Here is a 23,618-nt window from a genome sequence, read left to right on the forward strand (position 1 = left end):
CGATGTAGATGGTTCATGAGGATGGCGAGCCGGGCAGAACGCGCTGGCGGCGGGAGTGTAAGTCGGACGACTACTGGGGTTCAGCGTCAAAGTCCYGCCGGGTCGCTTCGAAGTTCAACGTCAATGTCGGAAGCATCCAGCCCAAGCGCCAATGCAACCGCATCGGGAGCGCATCGCCAGACCTCCGCCCACGCTTCCTGCTGTTCAGTTAGTGAATGGGCCTCGCCCTCTTGCTTCCAGGCAGCCTCAGCCGCCTCAAAGGGCGTGCACCCGGCTTGCTCGAAGTGCGCTCGGGCGGCCGATTCAGAGACTCGGCCTCGACGGCCATACAGCTGCTGGTCCTTGAAAGTAATGAGCAGGTTCCACATCAAAAACCAATTGCCTCTTGGTCAGCTGACTGCAGGTCGCTTTCACTTTATCGCCGTTGGCGGCGAAAGGGGGCGTCCACCGACTCCTCATTTCGGGGGAGTTCACCGTTAACTAGACGCCATGTCGGTCCACCGGTCAGCGCTGCGGCTGCAGCGGCCGAAAGAAGAACCTCACAGCCTCTGATGGCGGGAGATTCGGCGAAGCCCGCTGCAGGTCTTCCGCCAATTTCGCCGCATCGTACGGGTGGAAGTTCGGTATGTACCGGAGGATGTGCTCGGTTGCTTTGGCGACCCATTCGGTCTCTAACATGGCTTCCCTCTCTCTTGATGGAAACCATTCTTCTCGCCACAGGCGTTCTGCAAAATCCCTCCTGAGGTGGCCGGCGAATGGGGGATGAAGGCTCCCCCGTGAGGGTGCACCCAAGCCGCCTGCTGTAGGCGTGAACCTGCAACTGAACGAGGCAAGCGCCGGTTCTCTCGTCACGCGCGTTTCCTCAACATGAGAGCTTCCAAAACTCATGGAGACAGGCATGGCAGACGACAAAGGAAACGCTGGGGGCCAGGACCGCACCCGCATCAACACCAGCCAGGACTACGAGGTCCAGGACTGGTCCAAGAAGTTCGGGGTGAGCGCCGAGCAGCTCAAGGCTGCCGTCAAGGCGGTGGGGTCCAACGCCAAGGACGTGGAAGCCCATCTGAAGGGCGGCAAGCGCTCCTGACCTCCCGAACAGCGCCGTTAGACATGGCCGACAAGCCCGCCGCCCGCGCAGGCGACCTGCCGCTTTCCCGCTACAACGCCAAGCGGGACTTCAAGGTCACCTCCGAGCCGGCGGGCGTCATCCCCAAGCGCACGTCCCGCAAGGCCAAGGCGCGCTGTTTCGTCATCCAGAAGCATTGGGCGAGCCGCCTGCACTACGACTTCCGGCTCGAGCTCGACGGGGTGATGCTGAGCTGGGCGGTGCCGAAGGGACCGTCGTTCGACCCGGCCCTTAAGCAGATGGCCATCCACGTCGAGGACCACCCGCTCAGTTACAACAGCTTCGAGGGCACCATTCCCAAAGGCCAGTACGGCGCCGGCACCGTGCTCCTGTGGGACCGCGGCACCTGGGAGCCGGTCGGCGACCCCCATGAAGGGATGAAGAACGGCAAGCTCATCTTCAAGCTGCACGGCGAAAAGCTGGCCGGTCTGTGGGAGCTGGTGCACATCCCCAAGCGGGGCGAGAAGAAGCAGGACCAGTGGCTGCTGCTGAAGAAGCGTGGTGACGCCTGGGCCCGTCCCACAGATGAGTACAACGTCATCACCGCCCTGCCCGACAGCGTCACCAAGATGCCTTTGGGACCGGTCGAGGAGCGGGAGCCGCGCGAGAGCCAGCGTGCTCCGGCATCTGCTCTGGCAGCCGACAACCGCCCCGACCTGTCGCGGGCCGTCAAGGCCGCGCTGCCCGCGAAGTTGGCGCCGCAGCTCGCCACGCTGGTCGCTTCCGCACCGACCGGCAACAACTGGCTGCTGGAGAACAAGTTCGACGGTTACCGCATGCTCGCCCGCATAGTCGACGGGAAAGTCCGGCTTATCACGCGCAACGCAAATGACTGGACCTCGAAGCTGAAGAGCCTGGCCGCCGATGTGGAGACCCTTGGCATCGACGCGGGCTGGCTCGATGGCGAAATCGTCGTCCTCAACGACGCCGGCGTGCCTGACTTCAACCGGCTGCAGAACGCCATCGACAACGCACGCAGCGACGACATCACCTACTTCCTCTTCGACTTGCCCTTCCTCGGTGACACCGACCTGAGGCAGGTGCCGCTCATCCATCGTCGTCAGGTCCTCAAAGAGCTGATGGCGGAACGTGCCACCGAACGCGTTCGCTTCAGCGAGGCCTTCGACGCCAGCCCTTCAGTGTTGCTCGAGGCGGCCTGCCAGGTTGGTCTGGAAGGCGTGATGCTGAAGCGCGCGGACGCCGCCTATGTCTCCGGTCGGACGGAGACTTGGCTGAAGCTCAAGTGCCTCCAGCGCCAGGAGTTTGTGGTCATCGGGTTCACCGACCGCACCAACTCGGCCAGAGAGGTGGGTAGTCTCCTGCTCGCCTACCACGAGGGCGGAACGCTGCGCTCGGCCGGCTCCGTTGGGACCGGCTGGGGCTCCACCACCGGGCGCGAACTGCATGAGCGCCTGGTCAAGCTGGAGGTCGACCAACCGGCCGTTGACCCGGGCACATTGAAACCCGGTCGGTGGTCCAAGCGCAAGGCGGGGTCGGAGCGCTGGGTCAAGCCCGAGATGGTCGTCGAGGTGGCATTCTCGGAGTGGACGCCGGAGGGCCACGTTCGACACCCCACGTTCCGTGGCGTGCGCCTGGACAAGTCGAGCAAGGGCATCACGCGCGAGCGTGCCGTCAGCGGCGCCGCAGATTCAGCGACCGCCGCCCAACCGCGCACGCTAAGCGTGAAGGTAACCAACCCCGACCGGGTCATTGAGCCGTCGACCGGTTTCAAGAAGGTCGACCTGGTGCGCTACTACGAGAGCATCTCCGACTGGATGCTGCCGCATCTCCAGGACCGGCCAGTGTCGCTGGTGCGTGCACCCCAGGGCATCAACGGTCAACACTTCTTCCAGAAGCACCCGGAGACGAAGATGCCGGGGTTGACCGAGCTGGACCCGGCGCTTTGGCCGGGCCACTCTGCCCTGCTCGCCATCAACAGCGCGGAGTCCTTGCTCGCCGCGGCCCAGATGAACACGGTCGAGTTCCACACCTGGAATTCGACCAGCCATCGCATCGACCAGCCCGACCGCGTCATCTTCGACCTGGACCCCGGCGAAGGGGTGAGCTGGAAGCACCTCCAAGAGGCGGCACTGCTGATGCGCACGCTGCTGACAGAGCTGGGTCAGGAGAGCTGGCTGAAGACATCCGGCGGCAAGGGCTTGCACGTGGTCGTGCCCCTGACGCCGAGGCTCGACTATGAGGTGGTGAAGGGGTTTTCGCAGACCGCGGTTCAGCACATGGCGAGGACCATCCCGGAGCGCTTCGTGGCCAAGTCGGGTGGAACGAACCGGGTGGGCAAGATATTCATCGACTACCTTCGCAACGGGCACGGGCAGACCACGGCTGCTGCGTTCTCGGCGCGGGCACGGCCGGGTCTCGGGGTTTCGATGCCAGTGGCCTGGGATGAGCTCATGAGCTTGAAAAGCGGGGCACAGTGGAACATCGCGACGGCGCGCGAGTACCYGTCCTTTCAAGCAAGCGACCCGTGGGGCGGCTATTGGAAGAAGCGGCAATCGCTCAGTCCGGCAATGAAGACACTCGGATACAAGCCGTCCGTCCAAACAAACAGGCTTACGAAGTAGCAGCCACGCGTTGCGAAGAGAAAGCCGTTCTCGGAAGCCGGTCGCCCAACCGGAAGGCCGGAGATGGTCGGCATCTCAACCTTTCTAATTCGTTCTAGGGATGTCCTTCCCGTCGAAGCCGCATAAATTTCAGCTTCCGGAAGGGTGACATGCTGAATGCTTTGGCCTATCTCCTCGTGCTCCTCTTCCTCTCCGACGCGGGCAGTTCAGGAACTCGGCAGGCGCTGCAACAGACGTGTGTTCGGCTCTGTCTCTTCAAATGGCAATTGATAGCCACACGAAGCGGCACTGGGAGGTTTCGATGGCAAATCGGGAAGCAGCAAAAGTCCAAGATGCGGAGTTAGCGAAGCCTCCTTTGTCGTGGGCAACGGCGCTTAACAACGAGCACAAGGCAATCGAGCGTGCACGCAAGAGCAGTAATGTCGTCACTAACCCACTAGACCCACTAGACCATGTTGGCCTGGCGCTCTCTGGTGGGGGTATCCGCTCGGCGACGTTCTGCCTGGGCGTCTTACAAGCATTGGCGTCATCTGAGCGCTTGAAAACGGTTGACTACCTATCAACTGTCTCGGGTGGTGGTTACGTTGGAGCTTGGCTCACCGCTTGGATTCGCAACAGCGGCACTGATGGTCTGGCGACGGTTGCGAGGAAGCTCTCTGGCGAAAGTCTAGTCAACGGCGAAGTTGAGGCCGCCGAAATCAGCTGGCTCCGAAAGTACAGCAACTACCTCGCTCCGCGGATTGGCCTTCTGTCCGCCGATTCCATGACGCTGGTCGTCACTTGGACTCGGAACGTGATGCTCAATTTGGTAGTGGTCATTTCGCTGTTGACTTGCCTTCTCCTGGTTCCTCGCCTTGCCGTATATCTCGTGGAGTTCGGGATAGCCAATCTGAGACACGAACTTTGGCTCGCGGCGGCGTTCCTTGGACTTTTCTACATTCCGCTTGCAATCTCGTTCAACATCACAGCCGAAGCCCGAAAGGAAGCGGAAGCGCCGGCGGCAGCCGGAGCACCGCAGGCTGGCGAAGCACCCGAGGAGGCCGAAAGACCGCTGCCGGTCGAAGCATCGCGAGAGGTCGAAGCGAACCGATTGAATGTCATTCCTCTACTTTTCGGCTTCTTGCGGCGCCTTGTCCTAGTACCGCGCTTTGTCCTCAGGCCGTGTTCCGTGCACCTGCATCGCTTCAGCTGCTTCCTGGGTCGCTGGTGGAGAACTACCGGGGGCGTGTTCGCTCTTGTGATTGTTCCTGGAATGCTCACCACGCTTTTCGCGAGCATCGGTCTCTTTAATTCCAAAGACCCAGTCAAGCTCGACCTGTGGACTTCCTTTCACTATGCCGGCTGCCTCGTTGTCGCGGCGGGTATTGCCTGGGCCGCCTTTCACCCGAAAGCAGTTTTCAAGAGGGACAACTGGAAAGAGCTGGGCCTCGCTGAGACCTTGATTTTTATGCTGGCCTACGCGGGCACGCTCGCAATCGGACTTGGCTTGGTGGACTACTTCACATCGGCAATTCGGCCCACCGACACGGGGAACAATTTCGAGAATGCGGCGAACCTGTTGACATTCGGCCCGCCTTCAATCTTGATTACTTTCGGAATTGCTGGCTCTATCTTTGTCGGTCTAGTTGGTACGGCCTATGAAGAGAGGACACGAGAATGGTGGGGGCGCATGAACGCTTGGTTCGTGACTGTCGGGCTAGCCTGGCTTGCGCTTTTCTCGTTGAGCTTCTACACGCCTCCAGTGCTACTTTGGGTTGAAGCCAACACCACCGCGTGGGCCGCGAGTTTGGCTGCCACCGGATGGCTGGGTAGCCTCGCCCTTGCACTCCTCGTTCCAAAGCCAAGCGAGAAGAAGTCGAGCAAGTTCAGACTTCGTGGAGCGGTCGTCGAAATCGCTGCAGCTCTGGCGGTGCTGGGCTTCGTTGTCGTTGTGGCTGAGTGCACATGGTTGTCGCTCATGGCAATCGCACGTCCCACGACGCTCAGCACTCCACCACCGGCGAATAAAAAGATTGACCTTCGTTTCAGCTCCGAAAAGCAGGGCTCGAAGCTCACTTACGAGATATCGGAGAAGTCGGCTGGCCCTCTGGAAGACTTTGTCAGGGTCAACATGAGAGACCAACAACGCGTCGCTGGAAGTTCAGTTCAGTTGCCCATATTGGGCTGGCAAGTTTGCGAGACGACTGTCTTCGCCGTTGTCTTCGTTCTTGTCTTTGTGGTGTTTGGGTTTCGAGTCGACGTCAACAAGTTCTCTTTGCACAACTTGTACAAGAATCGACTGATTCGCTGCTACTTGGGAGCAAGCCGCGGCGCAACTCGGAAGGCCCACCCGTTCACCGGCTTCGACGAAGACGACGACATCCCGTTGGATGGAAACCCGAGTGGAGGAAACGCCGAAGACGTCATTCATCGTCCACTGCACATCATCAATACTGCGCTGAACATAACTCACGGTGAAAACCTAGCTTGGCAAGAGCGAAAGGCGGCGTCGTTCACGATGACGCCTCTTCACTGCGGCTTTTCACTCGGTCCGAGCACGGGCGAAGAACCTCAAGCCGGGCAGCCAAACCATCCCAGCGCCTCAGGTTATCGCCCTTCTGCTTTTTGGGCTAAGAACGACTCACTGGGAACGAAGTTCTCGCTTGGAATGGCCATGGCCACCTCCGGTGCAGCGGTGAGCACGAACATGGGGATGAACAGCTCACCCACACTTGCGTTCCTTCTGACTGTCTTCAACGTCAGACTTGGCCGATGGTCACCCAACCCCCTTTCAAGGAAACACTGGATGTCTGCGAGCCCCGCTTTTGCTCCAGGCTGCCTTGCCCAAGAGCTGTTCGGCTACTCAAACCAAGAGCGCTCGTTCATTCATCTCTCCGACGGTGGTCACTTCGACAACACGGGCGTCTACGAACTTGTTCGGAGGAAATGTYGCACCATCATCGCTGTCGATGCTTCGGCTGACTTTGACAGAGGCCTATCAGACCTGGCGAATGCCATCAGAAAGTGTCGCGTTGACTTCGGCGCGGAAATCACTGTGCCGCTGGAGGGATTCCAGGCAGCAAAAGTCCAAGGTGAGACGCCGGGTTGTTATGCGTTCGGAACTATCAAGTACGCAGGAGTTGAGTCACCGGGTCGTTTAATCGTCATCAAGCCGACACTCGTTGCGCTTGCCAAACTCAGTGTGGACGTATTTTCATATTCGCTCACCAACGACAAGTTTCCTCATCAGAACACTGTCGACCAGTTCTTTGACGAAAGCCAGTTCGAGAGCTACCGAGCCCTCGGACAAAGTTTGGCGAAGCTGTGCTTTGAAGAGTTGAGAAAGGGCTCGTTTGAGCAAAAGCCACCGAAACCGCCACCTGCTTGGGCTGATTTTTAGGGGGTAGCGCCACGCTGGCCTCTCACCTCTCCCGGGCCTTCGTTGCGCGAGGCAACGGCGTCCCTCACACGTCGACATTCGTCCAAACTCATCAAGCCAATGTGGCAGTGAAGCCGGGGAAGTCCGGTCGCCGCAGAAAGCCAGTCGTAGGCAGCCTCTTTTGTCATCTCCCCGTCCCTCCACAACGGGTCGAACGCGGCATGGGCGGAGATGCGAGCTGACCTGAGTTCTTCGTTGGCGAGGCTTCCAAATGGCCGTTGTCCATCGCCGCCTTTGTGGCATCCGACCCAAGCATCGCAGGGCCAGCACACCCAGAAGTGGCGCTGCGCAAGGTCTTCGCGATTGGGGTACACGTCGTTCCCCAGATGAAGCTGTGCGGCGTTGCCGCAGTAGTTGCACAGCACCTGCCGGCGAGTTGCAATGGGGACCGGCTGCGGCGTCTCATGCCCGGACTTGACGCGCTCGCGTTCGAGGAACGCGAGCAGGGTTGTCATGCCAAAGCCGTCCTCTTCACATTCGAGCGCCTTCCACCTTGCAGTGCCCGGCCAAAAATCGGCCTTGTCGTCGAAGCGCAATCGCCGGCCGCCATCCAGCTTCACGATGCTGCCTTGGCTGAAGGCACTCATGGTGAGTTGGTTGCCGGAAGACTGCTTGAGTGCATTCATCGCTTGTCCACTCCGCACCTGTGCCATGGCGGCGGCTACGCGGCCAGCAGGTGCTCGTAGTAAGGCCGTTCACGGTCATCGAGGATGTCGTAAAGCGCCTTCAGGTTGTTTGGGTCGGGGTTCAACCAGGCATCGACGTTCTCGGGTCGGATGGGAATGATGCAGCGGTCATGCCCTGCTGCGGCCACCTCTTCCGGTGGTTCGTCCGTAATGGCAGCAAACGACAAGAGGTCGGGCTCCCCCTCTTTCGTCCATCGAGACCAAAGGCATGCAACGAGCATGTCCTGCGTCGGTCGCGGATTGAACTCAAGCACAACGTTCTCAGCTTCCTCGCCTGGGCGCAGCTCACGATGCTCCATCTTGTGCCTCTTCACGTTCTCGTAGAACGTGTTGACCACCATGACCCCGTGTGTGTAGCCGAACTGCCCCCTCCAGAACCTCTCGAGCTTGTCGCGACGCGCGTTGTAGGTACCCGGAAACTCGGTGTCGTAGAAGGCGGGCTTGCCAGCGGGCCGGCACTGATACCGCATCGGAAGGACGACCTTCTTGCCGTCCTGAACAACGAGGACCGGTGCGTAACCGAGAGGAAATATGCGTGAGTCGCGGTCTTCGACTTGCGTACGTTTGAGGTCCGCAATGTCAGCAAGCGCCTGAGAAATCTTCGACGGAGCAATCCGAAGGTCTTCACGCGCCTTCTTGGTTTCCTTCTCCTGCAGCTTTCGCTGCGCTTCCGCAAGTCTGGTCCGCTGCTTGAAGAGCTTCTGTTGGAGCTTCGTTTCTTGGCTCTCGTGAAAGGCGTCAATCAGCTGCTTGATTTTCGCTTCCTCCGGCGTCTGAGGCTCGGCAAAGGCCAGCTCCATCGCCTTCGGAATCTTCACCTCGCTCCCCACCTCGTTTCGGCGATAGAACAGCTCGAAGAACTCGCGGATGTTCATGGTCGCGCCGAACATGCGAACAAAGGCGCGATGGTCCGCTCGGATTTGGGCCGAATAGCACATCAGTCACTCCCTGGAAGTCGTCACCAGTCCATCAGAGTCTACGAAACCTGTTCGCCGCGCACGCACGCCTGCCACTCACCCTGGATGGGCGCTTCTAGACCCCAAAGTCGGTAGAAATTTGGGTTCCTGACATCGACATGGCTTGGGCATGATGATACTGTGTTTATAACCAGCATCAAGCCCACCATGCAGCTCGCCATTGATTGGCTGGAGGACGCTCCGGCGCCTCAGCCCTCCCCCGTTCTACCGGCACGTGTGTCCGGCGAATTGCCGCCCGCTGTCGAAGCTGCCGTTTGGCGCGGCGACTCGCTGGGCCACGCAGCGACCTCAGTGACCAGCTCGGGTTGGGACGCTCTGGATGCCGAGCTCCCAGGCGGGGGCTGGCCCCTGCGCTCGGTGACCGAGGTGCTGGCCGCACAACCGGCAGTGCTCGAGTGGCGCTTGCTGGGACCCGCGTTGCGCCGCGCTGTCGCGACCGGCGGCCAGGTGGTCGTCGTCGGCCCGCCGCGCGAGCCCTACCTGCCGGGTCTCCTTCACGAGGGCCTGGACGAGCGGCAACTCGTCTGGGTGCAGGCAGAAGCCCCTGCGGAGCGTCTGTGGGTGACGGAGCAGCTCATCCGCTCCAACGCAGCGGGAGCCGTCGTCTCCTGGCTGCCACAGGCACGTCAGGAACAGCTGCGCCGCCTGCAGGTGAGTGCCCAGGCGTGCGAGGGGCTGGTCTTCCTGTGCCGCCCCGAAGCCTCGCGCCATGAGGCGTCTGCGGCCCCTCTTCGGGTGCATGCCTCGGCGGGGCTTGACTGGGAGCTGCACGTGAACGTCTTCAAGCGCCGCGGCCCGGCGCTGGACCGCCCTCTTGTGCTGCCCTCCATTCCCGGCGGACTGGCTTCCGTCTTGACGCCGCGCTTGCGCATGCCAAGCCGACTCATTTCTTCCCGCGAGGCCGCCAATGTTGTGGGCAGCCCTTCTGTTACCGCTCGGCCCCGACAACACACCACCGTCCAGTGATGCCCTTCTTGGACTCGCAACCTGGGCGCTTCAGTTCACCCCACGTGTTGCCACCGTCTGCGAAGCCGTCGTCATGGAAGTGGAGTCCAGCACCCGGCTGTTCGGCGGCAAGCGGGCCCTTCGGGACCGGGTCGTTCAGGAATCCAAAGACCTTGATGTAGTCGGCGTCGCATGGTCGCCCACGAGCTTGGGTGCCGTGGCGTTGGCCCGGGCCGGCAAGGAGAACGGCATCCGGCGCCCCATTGCCGAGTTGCTCGATGAACTGCCGATGCAAACGCTGACGGCGGTCGAGCGCCATGAAACCACGCTGACGCAGCTGGGTTGCAAAACACTGGGCGACATCCGCAAGTTGCCACGCGGCGGCATTAGCCGGCGGTTTGACAAAGAGCTGCTCAATGCGCTCGACCAGGCCTACGGCCTCAGGCCCGAAGCGCACAGTTGGGTCACCTTGCCCGAGACCTTCAAGGTACGGCAGGAATTGATGGCGCGCGTCGAGTTGGCACCGGCCCTGTTGTTTGGCGCCCGCCGGTTGCTCGTGCAGATGTGTGGGTGGCTTGCAGCGCGCCATGCGGGGGCTACCGCATTTGCGCTTCGCTGGGCGCACGACACGATGCGCAGCAAGAGTGCGGGTGATGGCGGCGAGCTGGTGGTTCGAACGGCCGCGCCGATGCGCGACATCGAGCACTTCTGCCGCCTGCTGGCCGAACACCTGGCCAAGGTGGAGCTGCTGGCGCCGGCCGGCGACCTGGAACTCGAAGCACTCGACGTCCACGCACTGGAAGAACAGAGCGCGTCCTTGCTGCCCGACACCGTGAAGAGTGGCGAAACGCTCGCCCTGGTGCTCGAGCGGGTGGCCGCGCGTTTGGGGCCTGGGCGGGTTCTGCGCCCTGTGCTCGTCGAGGACCACCGACTGGAATGGATGCAGCACTGGCAACCCGCCCCATTGCCGCTGGCAAAGAAGCGCACGCGGCGCAGCCGCATGCCGCAGCCCAATTTTGTGTTGCCGCAACCGTTGCGCCTGGCCATGCGCGGCAACCGGCCGATGTACCAGGGGCCACTGCACATGCTGACCGGACCGCACCGTGTCGAGGGTGGCTGGTGGCACCGCGTCAGCGAGGACGGGACATCTTGCACGCGCAACGTCGTTCGCGACTACTGGGTCGCGCTAAGCGACCACTGCGGCGTCTTGTGGGTGTTCCAGGAGCGCCTCGCCAAAGATGAGACAGCCTGGTATCTGCACGGCTCGTTTGCGTGATGAAGCCACTTCAGACCGTCATCCCCGCATATGCAGAACTGCGCTGCGTATCGAACTTCAGCTTCCTGCGGGGTGCGAGCTGGCCGGAGGAGCTGGTCGAACGAGCCAAGCAACTCGGCTACACCGCACTGGCCATCACCGATGAGTGCTCCATGGCGGGCGTGGTCAGGGCGCACGTGGCTGCCAAGGAGCAGCAGCTCAAGCTCCTCATCGGCAGCCAGTTCGCCGTCCAGTGCGACTCGCCGTTCACGCTGACCGTGCTGGCCTGCAATCTGAACGGATACGGCAACCTGTGCGAGTTCATCACCAAGCTGCGACGCTCGTCGACGAAAGGCAGCTACCGGCTCACGCTCGACCACATCGACCCGGCCGAGCTGGAGGATTGCGTGGTGCTGGCGTCTCCGGACCGTGACGGCAACACCGAGCAGGTGACCACCATGGCCCGGTGGCTGCTGACGAACTTCATCGGCAGGTGTTGGCTGGCGGTCGAGCTGTACCGCGTGCTCGACGATGAGATGTGGTTGCACCGGCTGCGCGAGGTCAGCGAGCTCACCGCCATCCCGCTCGTGGCCTCGGGCGACGTGCTCATGCACGTGCGTTCGCGCAAACCGCTGCAAGACGTCATGACGGCCACGCGTGTTCGCAAGCCACTGACGGAATGCGGGCTCGAGCTCCAGACGAATTCGGAGCAACACCTGCGCACGCGGCTTCGCTTGTCGCAGCGGTTCCCTGCTGATTTGCTGGCGGAAACACTGCACGTCGCGGACCGGTGCAACTTCTCTCTCGATGAGCTGCGCTACGAGTACCCCGACGAGGTGGTCCCCGAGGGAGAGACGCCGACGACCTACCTGCGCCGACTCACCTACGAGGGCGCCGGTCGCCGGTGGCCCCAGGGCATGCCCGCCAAAATCCAGACGCAGATTGAACATGAGCTCGAGCTCATCCGCGACCTGCGCTACGAGCACTATTTCTTGACGGTGGCGGACATCGTTCGCTTCGCTCAGTCACAGCACATTCTTTGCCAAGGGCGTGGCAGCGCCGCCAACTCCGTGGTCTGCTACTGCATCGGCGTCACTGAGGTGGACCCGGCTCGGATGTCGGTCCTGTTCGAGCGCTTCATCAGCCGCGAGCGCAACGAACCGCCGGACATCGACATCGACTTCGAACACCAGCGGCGCGAGGAGGTCATCCAGTACCTCTATCGGAAGTACGGCCGCCATCGGGCGGCGCTGACCGCCGTCGTCATCTCGTATCGAGCCAAGTCCGCCTTCAAGGACGTCGGCAAGGCGCTGGGGTTCGAACCGGAGCAGCTCGAGGCGCTCTCCGCCAACCTGATGTGGTGGGACGGTTCCGATGAGATGACCGAGCGAGTTGAAGAGGTCGGCCTCGACGTGAACGACCTGGCGGTGCAGCAGTTGATGGCACTCACCGGCCAGCTCATCGGCATGCCGCGGCACATGTCACAGCACCCCGGTGGTTTTGTGCTCACGCGCGGACCGCTGACCCGCATCGTTCCGGTCGAGAACGCAGCGATGGAAGACCGCACCATCTGCGAGTGGGACAAGGACGACCTGGACGCACTCGGACTGCTGAAGGTCGATGTGCTGGCGCTGGGCATGCTGTCCGCCATCCGCCGTGCGCTGGAGTTCGTCAGCGTCCGCAAGGGGCACGTGTTCGAGGTGCAGGACATCCCGCCGGAAGACACGGTCACCTACGACATGATTTGCAAGGCGGACACCGTCGGCGTCTTCCAGATTGAAAGTCGCGCGCAGATGTCGATGCTGCCGCGACTGCGGCCACGCTGCTTTTACGACCTGGTGGTCGAGGTCGCCATCGTCCGACCCGGTCCCATCCAGGGGCAGATGGTTCATCCGTACTTGAACCGGCGTCAAGGCAAGGAAGCCGTGGTCTATCCGAGCGAGGCCCTGAAGGAAGCCTTGGGTCGCACGCTCGGCGTGCCCATCTTCCAGGAGCAGGTCATGCAGGTCGCCATCCTGGCGGCGGGCTTCACGCCGGGTGAGGCCGACCAGCTGCGGCGCTCAATGGCAGCCTGGAAAAGAAAAGGTGGCCTGCAGCAGTACTACGACAAGATAGTCAACGGCATGACATCGCGCGGCTACGAAGAGGCTTTCGCCAAGCAAATCTTCGAGCAAATCAAGGGGTTCAGCGAGTACGGCTTCCCCGAGTCACATGCAGCTTCGTTTGCTCTGTTGGTCTACGCGTCATGCTGGCTCAAGTGCCACTACCCCGCCGAGTTCCTGGCGGCGATGCTGAACGCACAGCGCCTGGGTTTCTATTCCCCGTCACAGCTGGTGCAGGACGCGCGTCGACACGATGTTGTCGTTAGGCCGGTGGACGTCATGCACAGCGACTGGGATAGCACGCTGGAAGAACTGCCCAATGCGTCCGAGGTACCTGCGGTTCGCCTGGGCCTGCGGCTAATTGCTGGCTTCAAGAAGGCATCGGCCGAACGCCTCGTGGACGCGCGCGCCCAGGCGCCGTTCGACAGTGCGGAGGACCTGGCTCGTCGTGCCGAACTGGAGCAACACGAGATGCGCCTCCTCGCCGGAGCGGACGCGTTGATGAGCTTGTCGGGTCACCGCCGGCAGCAGGTCTGGGAGGCATCGGCACTGAAGCGGCCGCCGAAGCTTCTGCAGGACGCATCTGTCGACGAAGAATTCCTGGAGCTGAAGCCCGCTCTCGAGGGGGAAGAGGTCGTGCATGACTACGCGACGGTCGGGCTGACGCTGCGAAGTCATCCCTTGGCCTTGCTCCGCCCTCACCTCGCCAAGCGTCGCCTACTGACAGCAGAGGAACTCGAGAAGTTGCCGAACGGGCGCATGGTGCGCTACGCCGGCATCGTCACTGTCCGTCAGCAACCTGAGACGGCAAACGGAACAATCTTCATCAGTTTGGAGGATGAAACGGGCAACGTCCAAGTCATTGTGTGGAGGTCGTTGAGGGAAAAGCAACGCCCGGAGGTCTTACGAGCGAGGTTGATGGCTGTCTATGGCACGTGGCAACGTGAAGGGGATGCCAAGAGCTTGATTGCGGGGCGGCTTGTGGACCTGACGCCGTTGCTCGGTGAGCTATCGACGTCATCGCGAGACTTCCACTGAACAAGTGGACCTCCAGGGACTGTCCCTCCCTTGACATTGCAGGCTGCGGGCATCACTATTTCCGCGTGGCCAAAACACTGGTCACGGGCCTGTGAGCTACTCCAGGCACCGTAGGTCGCTTCAAGCGCCTGCAGCGAGCGTTCGTGGTTCAGCCCGGCATTCGCACCAGACCCCGGGAGTGTTGAAGCGGGGCTTGCAGCGAACTGCCCTACGCCCATGCTCACTTGCTTCATCGACGAATCTGGCTGCCCAGGCCAGCTCCCCATCGTCACTTCCCAAGTGCAACCTATCCTTGTCATTGCTGGCATAGCTCTCGACACAAGCGCCATTGCGACCGTCACCCGCCAGTTCGCCCGCATCACGCAGCGCTATCACCACGGACAATCGAGGCCCAATGACATCTGCGCTGACCTGCAGAGCGAGCTCATCAAGGGTGCGGAAGTCAGGCGCGCATTTCGAGCAAACCCCGCGGCATCTGAGCAGAAGGAGCATTCACTGCTGGACTCGGTGCTCGACCTCCTGCGCAGTCACGATGCCAAGCTGTATGGGATGGTCGTGGTCAAGTCGCCCGGGGAAGAGTTCGATGGACGCAGGGTCTACGGCCAAGGCCTATCCGCCGTAGCGCGTGCGTTTCATCGCACGCTGGAAGTAGGAATGTCTCAAGGTACGGTCATCGCAGACTTCCGCGAGGCCAAGCTCAACGGGCGGGTCAGCACCGACCTGATGGAAGCGAAGCTTGGCCCGGCTGGCGACCAGCTTCCTCGACTGCTCTACGCACCGACGTTCGGCAACAGCGAGGTTCACGCCCCGCTTCAGCTCGTCGACCTTGTTTGCTCAGCAATGCTCTGGCCAATAGCAGCATGGCGGTTCCGTGCGGAGCTTAAGGGCAACCCTCACATTGCACCGGTGGCGGACGCCTGCATTCGCCGGCGGTACAGGCGACGCCTGTTGGAGCTACTAGCGTCGGAGGATGAGCAGTCTGCGCCTCAGGTGACTGGAAACCATCGCATCACACAGCTTCGTTATGTGCTGTAGCCGACACGGCGAAAGCCGGCCAGAATATGCCCCAATAACGAAGGGGTAGGAGATGAACCAGCACGTCACGCCCTCTGGCGTTCCCAGCAATCGCTACACGGCATCCGGTCTCGTCTGAGATGCAAATCGACCGTCGATATCACTTGCGTGCCTTGCGCCTCGGCCAGCGTGTTGAAGTGTCCAAGTATGCTGAGCGGGAGTCCGAAAGCAGAAGTTTGGTGGGCGAGGCTGCGTTCGATGATTGGCTCGCGGTGGGCCCCAAGGGTACCGACCAAATCGTGCCGCTGGTGCAGCTTAGCCTGAGCCCCCAGGAGCAAGAAGCGACCGAGGCAAACCGACAAGCCCCGTACACAGGAGCCTTGTCGGTCTCGCGCCACGACGAGGTGGCAACCATCATCCTAGGATTCGTAAGTGTCATCCTGCCGCATGCGCTGTTCGAACAGGCCTGGGAGATGTCGGCTCGGGGCGCAGAGGTGTGGCTACATCTTCAGACTACCGGCCACGACAAGGCTCCTGAGCTCAAGTTCGAGGAAGGCGACAGCTACGCTGGGCTGTACATAGTGGCTAGTGAGGTTGGTTTCTATTCGGCGGGCGCCACTCCTACGGGCTGGCTGGAACAGCGCCGCGTATGGCAGTTGAACAGCACCCTGCGGCAGCTGTACATCGAGAAGACTGGATACAGCCAGGTGGCTCGTGTTTGCAAGGAGCTCGCGACGGGCTTGGCACGCATTGAGAACTTTGCGCAGCGCGTATCTAAGCTGCAAACCGTCGTGGAACTCATTGCCGACGCCAGAACTGCATTTCGTGAGCCACTGGCGGGTACAGGCGAGAAGTATCTCGACAACGCGTTTACGTTGAACAAGCCAACGTTTGAAGCTTTCATGCTGAAGTTCGACAAGAAGCGCCAGGACGAGCTCAGAGTCAACTACGACCACCTGTGGCAACACTTCAACTTGAGCGCAACCGTCCGGAGTGGCGAGGATGCCGCCGGGCCAGCGAAATATGGGCTTCGCTGCTCGCCTAGCGACCTCGACGAAGTTGCGGTGAAGTACTTTGGATTGGGTGCTATTCGGTCTCCGACCCTCGAGTGGGCCTTGCTCTCAGCGCTGACGTACTCCGAGTGTCTCGGCTTCGCACAACTCCTACACTCGGACACTGTCCTCTTTGGCGGGACGATACCTGTGCCCCTCAAGCCCATGAGCACGTGGGAGAAGTTTCGAAAAGACTTCAAGACTTGGGTGGGTGAGTCTCTACTTGAACTTCTCAAGCTTGGCCTGTCCTTCGCGGTTGCATGGACCATCACACTGGGTGAACCCACCGCGGCATGGGTTGTGATGACCGGCTACACATCTTGGAGGTGGTTGCGCAAAGTCATCTTTTGGCGAGAGCTGACTCCGAAGCTGAAGCCCCTCAACCTGCTCAGCAGGATGGAATGGGTTTCGGAATCCTTCAAGCGTTTGGACTACAACCCGGAAGCTGCCCGACAAAGCATTCACGCCCTGATGCGCGAGGGTGCCTCGTTCAGCCCTTGGGTGCTGAACCTACTCGACCGCCAGGTAAAAGGTTGAAGATGGCTGGGAATCTGAATCCTGGCCTACAACCAGGTTCGGGATATCCTGGCTCATGTCGCTCTGTTGTTTCATTAGACTGAAACATCAAGAAGACGAACCGGGGAGCACAGTCATGGATTCCGACCTTCGGCCCTACTTCCGCTTCACCGGCAAAGGCCGCCTAGACAAATCTATCAACTCCCTGATTGGCCTCCTCGAAGGCATCGCGATTGATGGACAAGTGACTCCCGGCGAAGTCGCAATGCTTGGGATGTGGCTCGCTGACCATCGCGACGTTGCAACGCGGCATCCTTTCTCCGAGTTGGTTCCTGCGGTCGCAGGAGCAGTCGCGGACGGCATCCTGGACCCGGAAGAACGCGAGGACCTTCTTTGGCTCTGTCGTCGCCTTCGAAGCACGGAGTTCTATGACACCGTTACTGCCGACCTCCAGCGATTGCACGCAGTGGTCGGTGGAATTGCAGCAGACGGCGTCATCACTACTGATGAGATGCGAGGCCTGTCGGATTGGTTAGCTGAGCACGAACATTTGAAGACCTGCTGGCCCTACGACGAAATTGAAACCCTGACGACGAAGGCTCTGGGCGACGGCCATATTGACGAAGCCGAACACAAGATGCTGCTTGAATTCTTCACCGAATTTCTTGCAGTGCTCGACGAGAGAACTGTTGTGCGACCAGTCGCCTTCGATGGTCCAGAGATGACCATCGGAGCACTCTGCTCAGTAGCACCGGAAGTGACGTTTACGGCGAGGTCCTTCTGCTTCACGGGTGCGTCGTCGAGATTCAAACGCGCTGAGTTTGAAGACCTCGTGCACCGTCTCGGCGGGGAGCCGCTCGCAAGCGTGACCGCGAAGCTCCACTACCTGGTCATCGGTGCGGAAGGAAATCCGTGCTGGGCATTCGCCTGCTACGGACGAAAAGTAGAGAAGGCGGTTGCTTTACGCCGAAAAGGCGTTCGCGTGGTCATCCTGCACGAAAACGACTTTCATGACGCGGTGCAGGACGCAGCTTGACCTCTACCATCCCTGAAAACGCGATGTGGAGTCTCGGTTAGCCTAGCGCTACGGTTCGCAGGCGTCTGGAGTCCTGTCCAGGCCAATACCAACCAAAGCAAGGGGAGCCCGGAGATGTCAGAGGGATTGGCGGCGGGAGCGCTACAGGTGCTCGACTTGCTCAGCTACATCGAGCAGGTGGAAAAGCTAAAAGTTAAACCGGCCTTCTCGGTCCCGAGCGAGTTCTTCGTGGCCTATCAGCACGAGCTCAAGGGCTTGCCTGAACTGCAGTTCAACTTGCAGGTCGAAGGCGATGACGTTTGGCTTCGACTTCCCAGACTTCAAGAGATTGCCGCGCCGGAGCCCGATGACGTTCTCAGACCTTGGATAACGCTGCCGAAAAGCCCCGAGAAGACGCCGGAACTCAGGGACGAACTGGTCATCTTCGAAGCCAAGCGCGAAGTTGGACGCGAACGTATTGAGGACCATCCGGAAGTTCGCGAACTCTTCGACTGGTATGGAGAGTTCCAATGGTCACCCTGGGCTGCAGCCGAGCGCCCTCGGCGCAAGACCATCAGCCGCTACAACCAACTCTTCTCCCTGCAGCAGGCCATCTCGTCAGAAGGCGCCGAGACTCCGCTTGAGTTGGCTTGGGGCATCGGTTACGCGGCCTGGAAGAAAGAAGGCTTTGCCACACCGGTCAAGCACCCCCTGCTGGTCCAGCCATGCGAAATCACGCTCAACGAGAAGACATTTGACCTCGAGGTTCGGCCACGCGATGTTGAGCCTCGGCTGGAAGCTGACTGCTACTCCGAGATGGAGCTATCGGGCGTACGCCAACTCGAGGCGTTCTGGCGCAGCGCATTGGCCACCGGTGCCAACCGGGTCAACCCTTTCGAGGCATCGACCTTCGATGGCACCTTGAAGTCCGCCGTCGGGCACCTGGACCCATCGGGCGCCTACGAAGTCCGCACAGACGACGTTTCGCTGCCGGTGCCAAGCGACAAGCTCAAGATTACAGACACTTGGGTGCTTTTCGGACGCAAGCGTTCAGGCGACATCTTCTTGGAGGACATTCGACGTCTTAAGAAGAAGGTCGAGGAAGCGACTTCACTGCCGAGCGTCATTCGCAGCTTCGTCGAGCACGGCGACTCGACCGTCCGAGTGCGGCCTGAGCAGCCGTTTCGCGGGCTGTCGACCAGCGATGGCGGGACGAACGCGATGGAGCTCTTCTTCCCGATGGCCTACAACGATGAGCAGGTCTCCATCATCCAGAAACTGCACGCCAACGACGGTGTGGTCGTGCAAGGCCCCCCTGGCACGGGCAAGACCCACACGATTGCCAACGTCATCTGTCATTACCTCGCCCAGGGCAAGCGCGTGCTGGTCACGGCCAAGGGTGAGTCTGCGCTGGCGGTACTTCAGGAGAAACTGCCCGAGGGCGTTCGCCCCCTGAGCGTTGCGCTGCTGTCCGACGAGCGCGATGGCATGAAGCAGTTCGAGCACTCCATCCAGACCATCGCATCGAGCGTTGCCTCCATCAACCCGACGCGGGCTGCAGCCAACATTGCCGCAGCGGAGCAGAAACTCAACCAGCTACACGCCCAGATTTCTCACGTCGACCGCACTGTCGCGACCTACGCCAGCAAGCACATGCAGCGTTGCCAGTTCCAAGGCCGCGAGGTGATGCCCGAGGAGATGGCGAAGCTTGTGCTTCAGGACGCGCAGGCCTACGAGTGGTTCGATGACGAACCGCCTGCCACCAAGGATGGTGTGCTCCCATTCGACGACGCTGCAGTGGCCGCACTGAGGCGTGCTCGCATGGCCGTGAGCTCGGACCTGGCGTACCTGGGCTCCTCATTGCCAGCACCAGAGGCCTTTCCAATATGGGCTGACCTGCTGGGCCTGCACCGCGACCTCGTCAAAGCGAAATCCATCGACGCCAGCGTCACCCAGGGTGACATCCTCGCGCTTGTCGACTCCAGGCTGGAAACCTTCGAGAAAGCACAGGCGCTGGTGAAGTTCCTCGAGGACCGCATAGCGTTGAAAGCCAAGCTTGCGGGCGCGCGCCAGCCCTGGCTGGACACCCTTGCAAAGCGGCTTGCCGACATGCAGCCTGGCGACCCGGTGCTGCAGGCTCTGTTGGCCGTTGTTGCCGATGTGCGCAAGCTGGAACGTCAGCGGCGAGAACTGGTTGCCAAGGCCGTGGACGTCCCTGCAGATACCGAACTCGACGAGGACTTCACAGACGCCCTGACCCGTTTGGTCGGTGGCAAGAGTGCATTCGCGCTTCCATTCGGCAAAGGCGATGCCCGCAAGCTCATTGCCGCGGTCACCGTGACAGGTGCCGCACCCTCGTCAAAAGGTGAGTGGGAACTCGTGCGAGAGACCCTCGCCTGGCGCACCGAGGCCCGAAGGGTCCTGGCTCGCTGGAACTCGCTGTCAGCTGAGTTCAGTCTGGCTGCACCGGACCCCGGCATTGATGCCGGCTTCAAGAAGGTCGCAATGTGGCAGTCCGGCATCGAGGACGTCAGGCTGCTGACCTTCGACTTTGATGCGAAGCTCTACTCCCGCCTAGAGGAAGTCTTCGGCAAGCGCACCGCCGACCGCATGTGGGACGGCGGCGAGACGTTCGTGGCCGGCGCCTACTCCAGCCTGCAGGCGCATGTCGACAAAGGTCGCCTCGCATACGCGATGAAACGGGTCCAAGAACTGGTCCGAAAGCTCGAAGGCCATAGGGGGGCCATCGTGGGCCAGCTACAAGCCTTCCTGACTGAGTCGCTCGGTCGGCCCGCGGCTGACGAAGCTGAGTTGCAGGCAACCTGGCCGGCCCTGCAGGCGGAACTGTCGCGCCTCACGGCATTGCTCCCGTCTCTTCAGGAAATCTCCCGAGTGACCGCAGCAATCGAAGCGTCTGGGGCTTCGAAGTGGGCCAAGCGTCTGCGCACTCAGGAGGCGTCTGGGGATACGGACGCCATCACGCCGGCGAACTGGTTGGATGCCTGGAATTGGCGGCAGGCCGTCATGTTCCTGGATGCCATCGACGGACACCACAGGGTGCGTGAGCTGTTCGAGGAGCGCAAGGCGTTGACGACGGCGTTGGCTCGCACCTATCAAGAGCTCGTTGCCGAGAAGACGTGGCTCGGGGTGTTCCACAACTCCCCGGACTCTGTGCGCCAGGCACTGCAGGCCTACCTGAACGCCGTGCAAGCGATGGGCGCAGGGACTGGCGTACGCGCCGTTCGCCATCGCAAGAGTGCACGCGACGCGATGGTGCGTGCCTACCAGGCGGTGCCCTGCTGGGTGCTGCCGCAGTGGCGAGTCTCCGAGACCATCCCACCGGATGTCGGTCTGTTCGACCTGGTCGTCATCGACGAAGCATCTCAGTCGGATATCTGGGCGCTTCCAGCCTTGCTGCGCGGCAAAAAGGTCCTTGTAGTCGGTGACCACAAGCAGGTGTCTCCGTCTGCGGTGGGCACCGCGGAAGAAAAAATCAAGGAGCTCGTCAGTCGATTCCTCGGCAATCAGCCGCACGGTTCTGAGATGACACCTGACAAGTCCATCTACGACTTGGCCCGGGTCGTCTTCGCCGGCAACTCGGTGATGCTCAAGGAGCACTTCCGCTGCGTGCCAGCCATCATCGAGTTCTCCAACCGAGAGTTCTACCAGGGGGACATCCGACCCCTACGCGTGCCAAAGGCCAACGAGCGCCTGGACCCACCGCTGGTCGACGTGTTCGTCAAAGGCGGGTACCGCAGGGGCGATGTCAACGACCCAGAGGCGAAGGCCATCGTCGACGAAATAGAGAGCATCCTTGCCGACCCGCTATTCGAAGGGCGGAGCATCGGCGTAGTAACCCTGCTCGGCACCTCCCAGGCAGCGCTCATCCACGAGATGGTGAGTGCGCGGATTTCGCCAATCGACATCGTGGCCCGCAAGATTGCCATTGGCCCGCCGCCGGTCTTCCAGGGCCGAGAGCGCGACATCATGTTGGTGTCGATGGTTCTGGGACCTGGCGACCGAGCGGCCGCGAACCGTGCCGACATGCACCAGCGCTTCAACGTCGCGCTGTCGCGCGCTCGCGACCGCATGTACCTGTTCCGCTCCGTCGGGGAAGCGGAGTTCAAGGAGGACTCGCTCAATGGCAAAGTCCTCAGTCACTTCAAGCAGCCGTTCCGAAAAGATGCCAAGAAGGTGCAGGCACTGCGCGAGAGATGCGAGTCTGGCTTCGAGTTCGAGATGTTCGACGAGCTGGTCAAGCGCGGATTCCGCGTCGAGCCGCAAGTCGCGTGCGGCGGCTACCGCATCGACTTCGTCATTGAAGGCAATGAAGGGCGGCGCCTGGCCATCGAGTGTGACGGCGACCGCTTCCATGGGCCTGGTCAATGGCAGGACGACATGGTGCGCCAGAGAGTGCTCGAGCGGGCTGGCTGGACGTTCTGGCGCTGTTTCGCGTCGAGCTTCGTCCGCCGCCGAGAGGAAGTAGTGGCCGACCTCATGCAAACGCTGCAGAGGCTAGGCATCGAGCCCTTAGGCGCCGAGTCGGTCGACAACACTGTTTGGGTGCATTGCAAGGAAGTCGACCCCTACAGCGTGGAAGAGGCCGACGACGAGCAGGTGGCAGCGTAGCCATGGCACGTCCTCTGATGCAACACGGGGTTGGACAGCTTGAGGAAATGTTCGCCAAAGCGAAGGCTGACCCGAAGGTGCTCAAGCAATTGGAAAACGAACTCCAATACCGCCAAGTTCCGCGAGCCGTAGCGCTCCTCGCCGAAGTTCAGGCCGCTATGTACAGCGCGCCTCTCGCGACGTCCCCAGTCGTGCCGGCCCCGCTGCCGAAGTCGCCAGCGGCACCGATAGACGTTCCACCTGTCGTTGTGCCTGTGCGGCCACCTGCCGTGCCAACGATACCCGTCACAGCGGTCACCCCGCCCAAGCAACAGCCAACGACTCCAAACATCCCACTCGAGCTTGCCTACAAGCTGCTCAGGGCCACGCCGGCCTCTACGTGGGAGTCGGTTGAGCAAACACGGCGACAGCTTGTGCAGCAATCTCACCCTGCCCGGATGATGCTCTTAAGCCAGGAGCAGTGCATCCATGCCCTGGCGGAGGCCAAGCGCGTGAATGGCGCGTACCTGGCACTGTCTCATTCGCGCTGCTGGGGACGCTAGACGGCCGACTCGCCTGCTAGCTGCCGCGAGCTCTTCGCCACAAAACTGACTCCAGAGATGCCGTACTTCGACCGTCTTGTCACTCGTGAAGCCATGGGGCAAGATAAGCAAGCAGACGAAATTCGTCCTCGCTGATGGGAGATGCTTWTGACACCCTTCCTTGTCTCTCCGGACATCACCCTTTTCATCGGYGYRCGCCGCGGAAAWGGGTTCTTCGAAGGCTATGTGAATCTGCTTCGAGGGTTGAAGGCKTCACGCMTCCARCACATTTGCATTCGCAGGCGTGACACCAGRGAYGARGCCTTACAAGACGCWCAGAACGAYGYGAAKGCRCTCATCGAAATGTTGAAACAGAAGTACGTTCTTCGCTGASAAGAAWTGCGAGGAGGCCAAGCTGCCCGCACCTTGCCGGCTTGTGGACTTCAGGTCCGCAAGCCTCGAGTTGGGCCTCAATTCACGCTCTCGTAGGCGCGCTGACTCAAGCTTGATTCGGAGAGCCTGTAGCTGAGCCTTTCGACAACTCGCTCAGCACCGAGGCTCTCGTAGACGAAATCCCCCTGACGTTCGATGCTTTGACGGGCCAGTCAATGCGGCGGCAACCACATACGGAGCAATCGCACTGCGTCAAGCGCGCCGCTCGCGAGCTGGGGTCGGCTGAACCGGTCCATAGACCGGCAGCCCCACACTTAGAAGCGATTCGAATGTGCCGAACTCGTCAGCA

Annotated in this window: 12 protein-coding genes; 10 read left to right on the forward strand and 2 right to left on the reverse strand. The window is 61.2% G+C overall.

All coding sequences use genetic code 11. From position 1 onward, the window contains the following. Positions 1-898 precede the first annotated feature (898 nt). The 3 genes from AC1DYS_RS28405 to AC1DYS_RS28415 all read left to right on the forward strand — a co-directional run bounded on the left by AC1DYS_RS28405 (position 899) and on the right by AC1DYS_RS28415 (position 7,087). The gene (locus tag AC1DYS_RS28405; RefSeq protein WP_477904901.1) at positions 899-1,087 is read left to right on the forward strand and encodes a DUF3606 domain-containing protein; all 189 of its coding nucleotides are present in this window, start codon (positions 899-901) and stop codon (positions 1,085-1,087) included. A gap of 23 nt (positions 1,088-1,110) precedes the next feature. Then, positions 1,111-3,708 (forward strand): DNA ligase D, encoded by a 2,598-nt coding sequence (gene ligD / locus AC1DYS_RS28410; protein ID WP_477904902.1) that lies wholly within the window; start codon positions 1,111-1,113, stop codon positions 3,706-3,708. Between the two features lie 301 nt (positions 3,709-4,009). Next, entirely contained in the window at positions 4,010-7,087 is a 3,078-nt protein-coding gene (locus tag AC1DYS_RS28415; RefSeq protein WP_477904903.1) for a patatin-like phospholipase family protein, read from the forward strand. Here AC1DYS_RS28415 and AC1DYS_RS28420 read toward each other — a convergent pair. Both AC1DYS_RS28420 and AC1DYS_RS28425 read right to left on the reverse strand, forming a co-directional pair. Next, positions 7,084-7,752 carry a zinc-finger-containing protein gene (locus AC1DYS_RS28420; protein ID WP_477904904.1) on the reverse strand — a complete coding sequence of 223 codons (669 nt, stop codon included), beginning with the start codon at positions 7,750-7,752 and terminating at the stop codon, positions 7,084-7,086. The genes AC1DYS_RS28415 and AC1DYS_RS28420 overlap by 4 nt on opposite strands. Before the next feature lie 35 nt (positions 7,753-7,787). Next, the gene (locus AC1DYS_RS28425; RefSeq protein ID WP_477904905.1) at positions 7,788-8,750 is read right to left on the reverse strand and encodes an SOS response-associated peptidase family protein; all 963 of its coding nucleotides are present in this window, start codon (positions 8,748-8,750) and stop codon (positions 7,788-7,790) included. Positions 8,751-8,936: 186 nt separating this feature from the next. Between AC1DYS_RS28425 and imuA the strand changes: the two genes are divergently transcribed. The 7 genes from imuA (at position 8,937) to AC1DYS_RS28460 (ending at position 22,355) form a co-directional block, all read left to right on the forward strand. After that, positions 8,937-9,755: a translesion DNA synthesis-associated protein ImuA gene (gene imuA, locus AC1DYS_RS28430; RefSeq protein WP_477904906.1), complete on the forward strand. Its 819-nt coding sequence runs from the start codon at positions 8,937-8,939 to the stop codon at positions 9,753-9,755. Beyond that, entirely contained in the window at positions 9,697-11,010 is a 1,314-nt protein-coding gene (locus tag AC1DYS_RS28435; RefSeq protein ID WP_477904907.1) for a Y-family DNA polymerase, read from the forward strand. Before imuA ends, AC1DYS_RS28435 begins: the two co-directional genes overlap by 59 nt. Further along, positions 11,010-14,129: an error-prone DNA polymerase gene (locus AC1DYS_RS28440; RefSeq protein WP_477904908.1), complete on the forward strand. Its 3,120-nt coding sequence runs from the start codon at positions 11,010-11,012 to the stop codon at positions 14,127-14,129. The genes AC1DYS_RS28435 and AC1DYS_RS28440 overlap by 1 nt, the downstream gene beginning before the upstream one ends. A gap of 216 nt (positions 14,130-14,345) precedes the next feature. Beyond that, positions 14,346-15,164, forward strand: a complete 819-nt coding sequence (locus tag AC1DYS_RS28445; protein WP_477904909.1) for a DUF3800 domain-containing protein — start codon at positions 14,346-14,348, stop codon at positions 15,162-15,164. 119 nt (positions 15,165-15,283) lie between these two features. Next, on the forward strand, positions 15,284-16,732 hold the full coding sequence (locus tag AC1DYS_RS28450) for a hypothetical protein (protein ID WP_477904910.1): 1,449 nt from the start codon (positions 15,284-15,286) through the stop codon (positions 16,730-16,732). Positions 16,733-16,847: 115 nt separating this feature from the next. Beyond that, complete coding sequence (locus AC1DYS_RS28455; RefSeq protein ID WP_477904911.1) at positions 16,848-17,747, forward strand: BRCT domain-containing protein; 900 nt, start codon at positions 16,848-16,850, stop codon at positions 17,745-17,747. 156 nt (positions 17,748-17,903) lie between these two features. Next, positions 17,904-22,355 (forward strand): AAA domain-containing protein, encoded by a 4,452-nt coding sequence (locus AC1DYS_RS28460; RefSeq protein WP_477904912.1) that lies wholly within the window; start codon positions 17,904-17,906, stop codon positions 22,353-22,355. The last annotated feature ends 1,263 nt before the right edge of the window (positions 22,356-23,618 follow it).

The organism is Rhizobacter sp. P2_G4 (genome assembly GCF_056403575.1).